This window comes from Actinoplanes sp. NPDC049265, from assembly GCF_043197135.1.
Lineage (GTDB): Bacteria > Actinomycetota > Actinomycetes > Mycobacteriales > Micromonosporaceae > Actinoplanes.
Window position 1 is genome coordinate 41,263 of record NZ_JBICSP010000014.1, and the last position, 12,973, is coordinate 54,235.

General features: G+C 71.8%; 8 protein-coding genes. 6 read left to right on the forward strand and 2 right to left on the reverse strand.

Features of this window, described 5'->3' with window-relative positions; all coding sequences use genetic code 11:
* Positions 1-121: 121 nt before the first annotated feature.
* From ACGFIO_RS29370 to ACGFIO_RS29385, 4 genes are all read left to right on the forward strand, one after another.
* On the forward strand, positions 122-1,345 hold the full coding sequence (locus tag ACGFIO_RS29370; protein WP_392831047.1) for a MurT ligase domain-containing protein: 1,224 nt from the start codon (positions 122-124) through the stop codon (positions 1,343-1,345).
* Positions 1,335-2,048: a type 1 glutamine amidotransferase gene (locus ACGFIO_RS29375; RefSeq protein WP_392830593.1), complete on the forward strand. Its 714-nt coding sequence runs from the start codon at positions 1,335-1,337 to the stop codon at positions 2,046-2,048. Before ACGFIO_RS29370 ends, ACGFIO_RS29375 begins: the two co-directional genes overlap by 11 nt.
* A gap of 42 nt (positions 2,049-2,090) precedes the next feature.
* Positions 2,091-2,828: a TVP38/TMEM64 family protein gene (locus ACGFIO_RS29380; RefSeq protein ID WP_392830595.1), complete on the forward strand. Its 738-nt coding sequence runs from the start codon at positions 2,091-2,093 to the stop codon at positions 2,826-2,828.
* A 639-nt stretch (positions 2,829-3,467) separates the two neighbouring features.
* The gene (locus ACGFIO_RS29385) at positions 3,468-4,091 is read left to right on the forward strand and encodes a maleylpyruvate isomerase N-terminal domain-containing protein (RefSeq protein ID WP_392830597.1); all 624 of its coding nucleotides are present in this window, start codon (positions 3,468-3,470) and stop codon (positions 4,089-4,091) included.
* A gap of 282 nt (positions 4,092-4,373) precedes the next feature.
* Here the strand turns inward: ACGFIO_RS29385 and leuS are convergent, their stop codons facing one another.
* Positions 4,374-7,187 carry a leucine--tRNA ligase gene (leuS, locus tag ACGFIO_RS29390; protein ID WP_392830600.1) on the reverse strand — a complete coding sequence of 938 codons (2,814 nt, stop codon included), beginning with the start codon at positions 7,185-7,187 and terminating at the stop codon, positions 4,374-4,376.
* A gap of 209 nt (positions 7,188-7,396) precedes the next feature.
* Positions 7,397-10,237 carry a M36 family metallopeptidase gene (locus tag ACGFIO_RS29395; RefSeq protein WP_392830603.1) on the reverse strand — a complete coding sequence of 947 codons (2,841 nt, stop codon included), beginning with the start codon at positions 10,235-10,237 and terminating at the stop codon, positions 7,397-7,399.
* 342 nt (positions 10,238-10,579) lie between these two features.
* Here ACGFIO_RS29395 and ACGFIO_RS29400 point away from each other — a divergent pair, with 342 nt between their 5' ends.
* Both ACGFIO_RS29400 and ACGFIO_RS29405 read left to right on the forward strand, forming a co-directional pair.
* Positions 10,580-11,629 (forward strand): AAA family ATPase, encoded by a 1,050-nt coding sequence (locus tag ACGFIO_RS29400; protein ID WP_392830605.1) that lies wholly within the window; start codon positions 10,580-10,582, stop codon positions 11,627-11,629.
* A 3-nt stretch (positions 11,630-11,632) separates the two neighbouring features.
* Positions 11,633-12,937, forward strand: coding sequence for a DUF58 domain-containing protein (locus ACGFIO_RS29405; protein ID WP_392830607.1), 1,305 nt, complete (start codon positions 11,633-11,635; stop codon positions 12,935-12,937).
* Positions 12,938-12,973: the final 36 nt, after the last annotated feature.

The following is a 12,973-nucleotide window of genomic DNA, read 5'->3' on the forward strand; positions in this document are numbered from 1 at the left end:
CACAATTAACAAACTTTGCAATGATCTTGAAGGGCGGAATGTCCGCTACTTCCGTCCCGCCGCCGCACCCATCGACCGTCTGTCCGGTTCGGGTACTGTCGCCACCGTGACGGACGGGAAGATGCCTCTACGCGCGAAAGTGGCGAGCTCCGTCTCGCGGACGGCCGCGGCGCTCTCACGGGCCGCGGGCCGCGGCGACGGCTCGGTCATCGGCGGCTGGATCGGTCTCAAGATCGACCCTGACCTGCTGAAAAACCTTGCCTCCGGGCGTGCCATCGCGCTGGTCTCGGGCACCAACGGCAAGACCACCACCACCCGGCTCACCGCCGCCGCGCTCGGCGTGCTCGGCCCGGTGGCCACCAACTCGTTCGGCGCCAACATGCCCACCGGGCACACCTCGGCGCTGGCCAAGGCCGGCACCACGCCGTTCGCGGTCCTCGAGGTGGACGAGCACTACCTGGCCCGGGTGATCGACGAGACCACCCCGCGCGCGGTCGCGCTGCTCAACCTCAGCCGCGACCAGCTCGACCGGGCCAAGGAGGTGTCGATGATGGCCCAGCTCTGGCGCACCGCCCTGGCTGACCACCAGGACATCCGGGTGATCGCCAACGCCGACGACCCGATGGTGGTCTGGGCGGCGACGGCCAGCCCGCACGTCGTCTGGTTCAGCGCCGGCCAGCGCTGGCACGACGACTCCTGGGTCTGCCCCGAGTGCGGCTCCTCGATCGAACGCCGCGAGGGCGAGTGGTGGTGCGTCGGCTGCCCGCTGCGCCGCCCGCGGGCCCAGTGGGTCGTCGAGGACGAGGGCGTCACCGACCCCAACGGCGACTGGCACCTGATCAAGCTGCAGCTGCCCGGCCGGGTCAACCTCGGCAACGCGGCCGCCGCCCTGGCCACCGCGGCCGAGTTCGGCGTACGCGCGCTCGAAGCCGTGCCCCGGCTGGCCACGGTCAGCTCCGTGGCCGGGCGGTACGCGCAGGTCGACCGGGACGGCCGCAACATCCGCCTGCTGCTGGCCAAGAACCCGGCCAGCTGGCTCGAGGCGTTCGACATGGCCGAGCAAGCGCCGACCCTGCTCTCCATCAACGCCCGCGACCCCGACGGCCTGGACACCTCCTGGCTCTACGACGTCGACTTCTCGCCCCTGCGCGACGGCCGGCCCGTGCTGATCACCGGCGACCGTGCCTACGACCTGGCCGTCCGCCTCACGGTGAACGGTGTGCCCTTCCGCCACGTAACTACCTTCGACGAGGCGATCCAGGCATCCCCACCCGGACGGCTCGAAGTGATCGCGAACTACACCGCGTTCCAGGACATCCGAGCGGAGCTTGACCGTGTCAACTGAGAGCGTCCTGCGGATCGTCTGGATCTACCCGGACCTGCTGTCCACCTACGGCGACCGCGGCAACATGCTGATCCTGGCCCACCGGGCACGGATGCGCGGCATCCCGGCCGAGACCTACGAGGTCCGCTCCGACCAGCCGATGCCCTCCACCGCCGACATCTACCTGATCGGCGGCGGCGAGGACGGCCCGCAGGCGCTGGCCGCCCAGCGGCTGATCGCCGACGGCGGCGTGCACCGGGCGGTCGCCCAGGGGTCGGCCGTGCTGGCGATCTGTGCCGGTTATCAACTGTTCGGGCACTCCTTCTTCGCCAAGGGGGCCAAGTACGCCGGCCTCGGCCTGCTCGACCTCGACTCCGACCGGGGCGAGACCCGAGCCGTCGGCGAGCTCCAGGGCGAGATGGACCCGCGGCTCGGGCTGCCTCCGCTGACCGGTTTTGAGAACCACGGCGGGCGTACCCACCTGGGGCCGGGCGTTTCGCCCCTGGCTCGAGTGTCCGCCGGCATCGGCAACGACGGCCAGACCGAGGGGGCCTGGCACGGCAAGATCCTCGGCACCTACAGCCACGGCCCCGCGCTCGCCCGCAACCCAGCGATAGCCGACCTGCTACTGCGTTGGGCGACCGGCGCGGATAGTCTTGCCCCCGTCGACGACACCTGGGCCGACGCGCTCAGAGCCGAACGACTCGCCGCAGCAAGCGTCTGACCAGCCCAAACAGCCCGACGACACCAGGAGCGGTAAGCCTTTATGACTGACACCCTGATCGCCCCGCAGGCCATCACCCCCGCGGACCCTCAGGTTGCAGCCCCGGAGCCCAAGCTGACCTGGCGGCGTCGCCTGGTCCGGTTCGGCATCCTCGGGCTGGTCGTCGCCGGGCTGGCTGTGGCCGCCGCCGTGCTGCCGCTGCGCGACATCGCCGACTCGGTCGCCGCGCTCGGCCCCGCCGCCGCCGTCGGGGTCGCCGTGGTCGGCGGGCTGCTCCTCTCGGTGCTCGTCCCCCGCACCGCCATCACGCTGGCCTGCGGCGCTCTGCTCGGCGCGGCCACCGGTGCGGCGGCCGCCCTGGCCGCCGCGGTGATCGCCGCCGCCGCCACCTACTACGCCGGGCGCTGGGCCGGGCGGGGCGCCCTGGGCGCCAAGGCCGACGGCCGGATGAAGCGCCTGGACGGCTGGCTCAACCGCCGCGGGCTGGCCGCGGTGCTCCTGGTCCGTTTCCTCCCGCTGGCGCCGTTCGGCCTGATCGGGTACGCCTACGGCACGACCAGCGTCTGCCGCAAGCGCTACCTCCTCGGCACCACCTTGGCGTCGATCCCGTCCGCGGTGTCGTACGCGGTGATCGGCGCCGCCGTGACCGCCCCCGGTTCGCTGAACCCGCTCTCCCTGGCCCCCGCCCTGATCGGTTTCGCCCTGACCACCACCATCGTCGTCCGCTGGCGCCGAGCCGCCCGCCGCGACGCCGCCCTCGCCTCCACCGCCACCGCCTGACCCACCGCGCCTCCGCGCCACGCCGCGCCCTCCGCTTGACCCGCCGGGCCCCCGCGCCCAGCGCTTGACCCGCCACGCCCCACCGCGCCGCGCGCCGCGCCCACCGCCCCACCGCCTAACCCGCCGCGCCCCACCGCCTAACCCGCCACGCCCCCGCGCCCTCCGCTTGACCCGCCACGCCCCACCGCGCCGCGCGCCGCGCCCATCGCCCCGCCGCCTAACCCGCCGGGCCCCCGCGCCGCGCCCCCGCGCCCCGCTCCCGCGCCCACCGCCTAACCCGCCGCGCCCACCGCCCACCATCTAATTCGCGGCGCCCCCGCACCACGCCACGCCCCCGCACCACGCCACGCCCCCGCGCCACGCCGCGCCCGCGCGCCACGCCGCGCCCCCGCACCACGCCGCGCCCCCGCACCACGCCTCCACCACGCCACGCCCCACCCGCCGCGTCCTCACCGCCACACCGCGCCTCGCCCTTTGCTCTGAGCACAAATACGCATCGGGCCGGGGTGATGCATATTTGTGCTCAGAGCAAAGGGGCCCGAGCGGGGTAGGTCTGGGCGGTATCCGGGCCCGAAATACCGCTCTGGACTACCACTGACGGGGTCCTTCGGGCTGGTGCTCTTCTGACAGGGTGGGCGGATGAACTTCCGTCACGCCTACCGCGCCGCCGCCGTCTCCTTCGCCGATCTGATCACCCGGGTCCCGGCCGACCGGTGGGACGCGGCCGCCCTGGGCGAGTGGAGCCTGCGCGACCTGGTCGGGCACGTCACCACCGAGTTGCGCGACGTCCCCGAGGTCCTGGCCACCCCGGCCGACGCGGTCGAGGTGCCGTCGACCGAGGCGTACTGGGCGTTCGCCCGGGTCACGCCGGTCGACGTGGTGGCCAAGGCGCACGCCGAGTCGGGGCGGGCCGCCCGTGAGGCCGGCCAGGCGCTGGGGGACGATCCGGCGAGTGTGGTCAACCAGCTGATCGGCCGGGCCACGCAGGCGCTGGCCGGGACCAAGGACAACGACGTGGTGAGCACGGCGGCCGGTGGCATGCGGGTCCGCGACTGGCTGCCGACCCGCACGTTCGAGCTGGTGGTGCACGGTCAGGACGTGGCCGACGCGGCCGGCCGGGACTTCGCTCCCGGTCTGGACGCGATGGCCGAGGCGGTGACCCAGGCGACGTTCGTGGCCGTGGCGGTCGGCGACGGCCCGCTGCTGCTGCGGGCCCTGACCGGACGCACCGCGCTCCCCGACCGCTATTCGGTGATCAGCTGACGAGCCAGTGGTTGGCAAATCGGGCATCCGTGTCACGGATGCCCGATTTGCCAACCACTCCGAAGACGGCCCCCAGCACGGCCGACCGGCGGACGAACCGACCGGCGAACCCGCGCACGAACCGACCGGCGAACCCGCGCGCGAAACAGCCTGCCAACCCGCGCGCGAAACAGCCAGCCAACCCGCGCACGAACCAGCCGACGGGCTCGAGCGCGATGCGGCCTGCGAACCCGCGGGTGGCGGACCCGGGTGCGGGGCCGCCGGCGAACCGCGTGGAGCAGGTCAGACGACGACGCTGACCAGGCGGCCCTTGACGACGATGACCTTCTTGGGGGCGCGACCGGCCAGCGCTTCGGCCACGGTGGCCAGGGCGGCCTCGCGTACCGAATCCTCGGACGCGTCCGGCTGCACCTCGACCCGGCCCCGGACCTTGCCGTTGATCTGCACCGGATAGGTGATCGACTCGGCCACCAGCTGGGCCGGGTCGGCCGCCGGGAAGTCGGCGTAGGTCAGCGTGCCCTGGTGGCCCAGCTTGCCCCACAGCTCCTCAGCCATGTGCGGGGCGAACGGCGCCAGCATCAGAGTCAGCGGCTCGACCGCCTCCCGGGTGGACACGGCCTGCGGGGTCAGCGCGTTGGTCAGCTCGATCAGCTTGGCGATGGCCGTGTTGAACCGCAGCTCGTCCATGTCCTCGCGGACCCCGGCGATGGTGCGGTGCAGGTGTTTGCGCAGCTTCGGGTCCAGCTCGGTGTCGGTCACGCGGACGGCGCCGGTCTCCTCGTCGATGACCAGGCGCCACACTCGCTGCAGGAAGCGCTGGGAACCGACCACCGCCCTGGTCTCCCACGGCCGGGAGACGTCCAGCGGGCCCATCGCCATCTCGTACACCCGGAAGGTGTCGGCACCGTAGGCGTCGCACATCTCGTCGGGCGTAACGACGTTCTTCAGCGACTTGCCCATCTTGCCGTAGCTGCGGGTGACCTCCTGCTCGCCGTAGAAGTATTTGCCGTCGCGCTCGACGACCTCCTCGGCGGGCACATAGAAGCCCCGGGCGTCCTGGTAGGCGTACGCCTGGATGTAGCCCTGGTTGAACAGCTTGCGGAACGGCTCGAACGACGACACGTGACCCAGGTCGTACAGCACCTTGTGCCAGAAGCGGGCGTACAGCAGGTGCAGCACGGCGTGCTCGACCCCGCCGACGTACAGATCGACGCCGCCGCAGTCGCCGGGCTGCTGCGGGCCCATCCAGTAGGCCTCGTTCTCGGGGTCGGCCAGCACCTTCTGGTTGTGCGGGTCGGTGTAGCGCAGCTCGTACCAGCACGAGCCGGCCCACTGCGGCATGGTGTTGGTCTCGCGGGTGTACATCCGCGGCCCGTCGCCCAGGTCCAGTTCGACCTCGACCCAGTCTTTCTTGCGCGACAGCGGGGTCTCGGGCTCGGTGTCGGCGTCGTCCGGGTCGAAGGTACGCGGGGAGAAGTCGTCCACGTCGGGCAGTTCGACCGGCAGCATCGACTCGGGCAGCGCCACCGGCAGGCCGGTCTCGTCGTACACGATCGGGAACGGCTCGCCCCAGTAGCGCTGCCGGCTGAACAGCCAGTCGCGCAGGCGGTAGGTGGTGGCGCCGCGGCCCTTGCCCCGCTCCTCCAGCCAGGAGATCATCGCCGCCTTGGCGTCGGCCACGTCCATGCCGTCCAGCCAGTCGCTGTTGACCGCCGGGCCGTCGCCGGTGAACGCGCCCTCGAAGCCTTCCGGTGCCCGTACCGTACGGATGATCGGCAGGCCGAACACCTCGGCGAAGGCCCAGTCGCGCTCGTCCTGGCCGGGCACCGCCATGATCGCGCCGGTGCCGTAGCCGGCCAGCACGTAGTCGGCGATGAACACCGGCACGCGGGCGTCGTTGACCGGGTTGACCGCGTACGCCCCGGTGAAGACGCCGGTCTTGACCTTGCCGTCGGCGGTTCGTTCCTCCTCGGTCTTGGCGGCCGCCTGGGCGCGGTAGGCCGCCACCGCCGCCGCGGGCGTGTCGTGCCCGCCGGTCCACTTCTGGTTGACATCCGTGGGCCAGGCCGCCGGGATGATCTGGTCGACCAGCTCGTGCTCGGGCGCCAGCACCATGTAGGTGGCGCCGAACAGCGTGTCGGGCCGCGTGGTGAACACGGTGATGGCCTGGTCGGCGACCGGGAAGTCGACGTGGGCGCCACGCGAGCGGCCGATCCAGTTGCGCTGCATGTGCTTGACCGGCTCGGGCCAGTCCATCACGTCCAGGTCCTCGACCAGCCGGTCACCGTACGCGGTGATCCGCATCATCCACTGCTTCAGGCTGCGCTGGAAGACCGGAAAGTTGCCGCGCTCGCTGCGCCCGTCCGGCGTGACCTCCTCGTTGGCCAGCACCGTGCCCAGCCCCGGGCACCAGTTCACCGGCGCCTCGCTGACGTAGGCCAGGCGGTACCCGTCGACGATCTTGCGACGCTCGACCGCGGACAGGCTCGCCCAGGCGCGGCCGCCGGGCGTTTCGCGTACCCCGGTCTCGAACTCCGCGATCAGGTCGTCGATCGGCCGGGCCTTGCGCGCGTCGGGGTCGAACCACGAGTTGAAGACCTGCAGGAAGATCCACTGGGTCCAGCGGTAGTAGTCCGGGTCGGTGGTGGCGAAGGCGCGGCGGTTGTCGTACGCCAGACCCAGCCGGCGCAGCTGGCCGCGGTAGCGCTCGACGTTCGCCTCGGTCGTGGTGCGCGGGTGCGTGCCGGTCTGGACCGCGTACTGCTCGGCCGGCAGCCCGAACGCGTCGAAGCCCATCGGGTGCAGCACGTTGAACCCGGCCATCCGCTTGTACCGGGTGTAGCAGTCGGTGCCGATATAGCCCAGCGGGTGCCCGACGTGCAGACCGGACCCCGACGGGTACGGGAACATGTCCTGGACGTGCAGCTTGGGCGCTCCGAACCGGGGGTGGCCGGGGTCGGCCAGGTCGCCCACCGGGTTGGGCGCGGCGAAGGTCTCGTGCTCCGCCCAGAACGTCTGCCAGCGCGGCTCGATCTCGTTCGCGGTCGCCGCCGTGTAGCGGAACGGCGGGGTCTCGGGGTCGCTCATCGTCACCATCTCGTCTTCAAGTCAATAGGCCTCGGACGTCGTTTCAGGCCTGCTTCAGGGCACAAAAAAGCCCCTCTCGCAGGAGGGGGCGCCGCGCTGCCGTCAGGAGTGACGGGTCAGCACGGCCGGCTAAGGAGCAGGAACGACCGGACCATGCGTTGCATGATACCGGTCGCCGCCTCGCGACGGCGACCGGTATCACCCTTGCCTCAGCTCACCTATGCGGTGGGTGCTCCGTAGAGCGCGAGCTCGGTCGAGTCGAGGAAGGTGCAGCCGCTGACCGCGGCCGGGCAGAGGCCCGCCGCCTGCGCCTGCGAGTTGACCATCGTGAACCGGACGTACCCGACATTGGTGCCCCCGGCGGTGACCGGGACGACCTGCGGGGTCACCGTGTTCAGCGGGAACCGGCCGCTGGCGGCGACGGTCCAGGTGGCGCCGTCCGCGGACGTCTCCACCCGGAAGTCGCCGGTGCCCGCGGTGCTGTCGTCGCCGCAGGTGGCCGACGGGTTGATCACCAGCTGGCTGATGTTCACCGCGGCCGGCAGCTTGATCACCGCGTTCTGCCCGCCGGCGGCGACGTCCGAGCCCCAGCCGGAGCCCTGACTCTGGTCGATCAGGCCGATCGGTCCGCAGCCGAAGGACGTGTAGTCCGGGCCGGTGGCCGACACGATCGAGGCGCCACCGCTGGCGGCGGCCCAGTCCCGGCGTACCGCCCAGTCCTTGCGGTTGACGTTGCCCGACCGGATCGAGATGGCCGCGATCGAGTTCGGGTCGTAGCCCGCACCCTGCGCGAACACCTTCGGGTAGGTGCCGGGGATGATCCCGCTGATGGTGTACGTGCCGTTGGCCGCCGTGACGGCCGAGTAGTCACCGGCGAAACCGGAGGCGTGCCCACCGAAGGCGACCGTGACGCCTGCCGCCGGGCGGCCGGAGTCCTGGTCGGTGACGGTGCCGGAGAGCGAGCCGCGCGGGCTGTCCGGGTTCGGCGGCAGCGAGAAGTCCTCGGCCGGCTGGGTGTCGGCCGCGTTCAGCGCACCGGCGAAGTAGCCCATGCCCCGGTCGGCGAAGACCTTCCAGATCTTGCTCTGCAGCTTGCCGTCCTCGACGACCAGGTCGGCCTGCAGGATCGAGTTGCGCATGTCGAGGAAGGTCGGGTCGGCCGGCGACAGCTCCATGGCCCGGGTGACCAGCGAGCGGGCCTTCTGGCTGCCGACCACCTTGCGCAGGTCCCACAGGGTCTGCGCCCAGATCGTGCCGTCGGCGTGCACCTCGGGGGTGCCGGTGGAACGGATCCGGCCGTAGTCGCCGTACGTGTAGCCGCCCTTGCCCGCGGCCGGGGTGCCCGCACAGTCGGCGACCGTGCTGTTCACCGTGCAGTCGACCGGCTCGGTGCGGATGGTGCCGCCCGCGGCCCAGTAGACGCCGACCCGCATCTCGCCGTCGGCGGCGGTGTCCGGGAGCAGGCCCTGCGTGGCGAGGTAGTCCATGGCGTACCAGTCGCTCCAGGCCTCGCCCATGGCGCCGGCCTGCTGGCTGCTCAGCGTGGAGTTGCCGGTCGCGTCCACGACCAGGCGGTTGGACAGGCCGTGGGTGTACTCGTGGTAGACCACGTCGGCCTCGTCGCCGGTGTTCGACGCGATGAACGTCGCACTCGGCTTGGTCAGGTACATCTGCATCAGCGGCGAGGTGCCGTCGGGCGGCGTGGCCATGTTGGCGTTGTCGTCGTGGTCGGCGTCGGGCAGGCCGTTGGCGGTGTTGGCGCCGTCCATCGCGTTGCCGATGACCGGGTCACCGTCGACCGCCTCGAAGTTGCCGGCGGCGCGGGTGAACCCGATCGGGGCGGCGGCCAGGTGGTCGTGCCAGTTGCCGAGGAACCAGTACATCTGGGTCGCGTTCTGGGCCCGGTTGGTCTGCCACGAGTTCGGCACCGTCGGGTTCCAGGAGCACTTGTACTGCGCCGAGCACCGGCCGCCGACCTGGGCCGAGAAGTCGACGAAGGGGGAGTCGAAGCTGCGCTTGCCGGCCGGGAGGACCTCCTCCGAGGACTGGGCGGTGTTGTCGTCGTTGACGTCGGAGTAGACGTGCGCGACGTTGCCCTCGAGCTTCGGCGCGCCGAGGGGCAGCCACTTGTTCAGGTTGACCGTGTGCTGCGTGCCGCCGTTGGGGGCGCCCGGGTAGTTCTCCCAGGTCTGCGCGTGGTCGTTGGCGACGATGCTCTGCCGGAACAGGACCTTGCTGTCGGCCGCGTCGACCACGCTGAGGAAGCCCTCGGTCATGTTGAGGACCTGCCAGGCCAGTTTCGGGCCGGCGGCGGTGTTGAAGACGACCTGACGGGCGTTGCCGCCGTCGGCGAAGGTCGCGGCGGTCGCCGAGCTGGTGCGTACGGCGGCGGCCGAGGCGCCGAAGACGTCCTGCACGGCGGCCTTGCGGGCGGCCACGGCGTCGAGCTTGGCCGAGCCGGCCGAGGCGGGCAGGCCGGCCAGCGGGGCGCCGTCGACCGAGATCAGCTTGCCGCTCTTGGCGACGTGGGCCTTGACGCCGTTGCCGAAGACCTCCACGCCACCGACGCTCTGCGTGAAGCTCAGGTGGTGGGTGCCCTCAACGTCGACGTAGTCCTTGCGCAGCTTCAGCCCGGACTCGTCGGCCGAGCTGAGGCCGAAGACGTCGCGGTGCGCGGCGAGGTAGTCGCGGGCGATCTTCTCCGGGGCGGCCGTGCTGGCCGTGGTCAGGAAGCCGTCGACCTTGGCGACCTGGCGCGGCGTACCCGTCGTCTTGTCGATCTCGACGATGCCCTGGACGCCGAGGGCGGTCTTCAGATCGCGGGCCGGCGAACCGGTCCTGTCCGCGGCCAGTGAGCGTTTGGCCGCGGCGGTTCCGGGCTTGGCCGGGGCGAGTTCACGGGAGTCGAAGTTGGGCAGCTCCGGGTGCTGGGCGTTCGCCTGCGGCGGAGCCGGAGCCGGTGCTGCCTGGGCCGTGGCGGGCAGCAGTCCGGCGAGTAACACCACGCCTGCGGCGGAGGCCAGCCACCGCCGGCTGGATGGTGCATACAGATTCTTCATTCAGGTCCCCTTGACCTCTCGGGGCAAGCCGCCTGCCCTCGTGGAGCAAACCGGCGACCGATGACCCCGACTGAGTAGTCCATCGATCGCAGATCGTTGCGCTCCATCGACTTAGGTAACCAGATCGATGTCCGATTCTTTACCTGACCGTGATGTTCGTCCGGTTGACCGGGCCTGGCATCCTGTCCAGCGCCCGACTCGGCGCTTCGCTGTGACCGGGATAACCTGTGGAGAACGGGCGGCGAGCGCCGGAGGCCCACGGACCGCCGGCCGCCCGCGAACCTTCGGTGCCCTTTCGGCGTACACACGTAGGAAAGGGCGAGGACGACATGGAGGAGGCCCGTGACAACCCCCACCTGGGATGAGCCCGGCGGAGCGATGCCGCCGGAAGAATTCCGCCGCTCGACCGAGGCCATCATGGCCAACATCGAGCACGTCATCGAGGGCAAGAGCGCCACCGTGCGGCTCGCCCTCGCGGTGATGCTGGCCGAGGGCCACCTGCTCATCGAGGACGTGCCCGGCGTCGGCAAGACCAAACTGGCCAAGGCGCTGGCCCGCAGCATCGACTGCTCGGTCCGCCGCATCCAGTTCACGCCCGACCTGCTGCCCAGCGACGTCACCGGAGTGAGCGTCTACAACCAGGAGCAGCGCGACTTCGAGTTCAAGCCGGGCGCGGTGTTCGCCAACCTGGTCGTCGGCGACGAGATCAACCGGGCGTCACCCAAGACCCAGTCGGCCCTCCTCGAGTGCATGGAGGAGCGGCAGGTCACGGTCGACGGCACGACGTACGAGCTGCAGGCGCCGTTCATGGTCATCGCGACCCAGAACCCGATCGAGATGGAGGGTACGTACCCCCTTCCCGAGGCGCAGCGCGACCGGTTCACCGCCCGCATCGCCATGGGCTATCCCGACCCGCGGGCCGAACTGGCCATGCTGGGCGGGCACGGCGCCATCGACCCGCTGAACAGCCTGCGCCCGGTCGCCGACGCGTCGACGGTCCGGCGGCTGATCGCCACGGTCCGTGACGTGCACGCCGCCGACACCGTCCAGCAGTACGCGATCGCCCTGGTCACGGCCACCCGCGAGGCCCCCGAGATCCGTCTCGGCGCCTCCCCCCGATCCACCCTCCAGCTGCTGCGTACGGCCAAGGCGGTCGCCGCGCTCGAAGGCCGCGACTACGTCCTGCCCGACGACCTGCAGGCGCTGGCCGTCCCGGTGCTGGCCCACCGCATCATCCCCACCACCGACGCACAGCTGAACCGGCGTACCACCGACGCCATCGTGTCGGAACTCCTCCACCGGCTGCCGCTGCCGCTCGACCGGGCGCGGTCGCCGTACGACACCCGCCAGGCCGGCGATCGGGGGAGCACGTACGACACCCGGGGGCGGTGAGGCATGCGAGAGGCCATGCGGGGCCTGACCACCCGCGGCCGATCGTTCCTGGCCGCCGCGGCGGCGGCCGGGCTGTCCGCCTTCATCCTGGGCGAACGTGACCTGCTGCGGGTGGCGATCCTGCTGGCCGCGCTGCCGCTGCTGGCCGCCGCCTACGTGGGGCGCAGCCGCTACAAGCTCGCCTGCACACGATCGCTGGATCCCGGGCGCACCCCGGTCGGCTCCAGCGCACGGGTGATCCTGCGGCTGCAAAACCTCTCCCGGCTGCCCACCGGCACGCTGATGCTGGAGGACCGGCTGCCGTTCGCGCTCGGGTCCCGCCCTCGGGTCGTGCTCGAACGGCTCGGGCCGCACCAGGCCAGCTCGGTGGCGTACACCGTGCGGGCCGACGTCCGCGGCCGCTACCCGGTCGGCCCGCTGGTGATCCGCCTGACCGACCCGTTCGGGCTGTGCGAGCTCAACCGCTCGTTCCCCAGCATCGACCGGCTCACCGTCATCCCCCAGGTGCTGGCGTTGCCGGCGGTGCGGCTAGCCGGGGAGTACGCGGGTACGGGCGACAGCCGCGCCCGCTCGGTCGCGGTGCACGGCGAGGACGACGCGGCCACCCGCGAATACCGCCGCGGGGACGACCTGCGGCGGGTGCACTGGCGGTCGACCGCGCGTACCGGCGAACTCATGGTCCGGCGCGAGGAGCAGCCCTGGGAGAGCCGGGCCACCGTGGTCCTCGACACCCGGGTGTACGCGCACCGCGGCGAGGGCCCGGCCGCCAGCTTCGAGTGGGCGGTGTCGGCCGCGGCCAGCATCGCGGTGCACCTGCGCCAGGCGGGCTACAAGTTGCGCCTGGTCACCGGCACCGGCATCGACGTCGACGCGACCGAGGCGGCCGGCGACGGCGTCATCCTCGACACCCTGGCCGACGTCAGCACCGCGCAGAACGGCGACATCTCGGTGCTCGTCGAGCAGGTCCGCCGCCGCTCCGACGGTGGCCTGGTCATCGGCCTGTTCGGCAACCTGACCGTGGCCGAGGCCGAGGTGCTCAGCGGGCTGCGTGGCAACGGCGCGACCTGCATCGGGTTCGCGATCGACAGCACCACCTGGATCAGCCTGCCCGAGGCGGAACGCCAGGAGGCCGACCGCGCCCAGGAGGCGGCGGCGCTGGCCCTGGTCCGCAGCGGCTGGCGGTCGCTGCCGGTCCGGCACGGCGACACCCTGCCGACGCTGTGGCCGGCCGCGGCGCGCGGCTCCCAGGGCTTCGCGTGGCGGGCGGCGATGGCCGAGACGGTGGCCGGTGGCGGCGGCCGGCGATGACGTTGTCTGTGGCGGCGGGCGGCGATCACTTCGTCG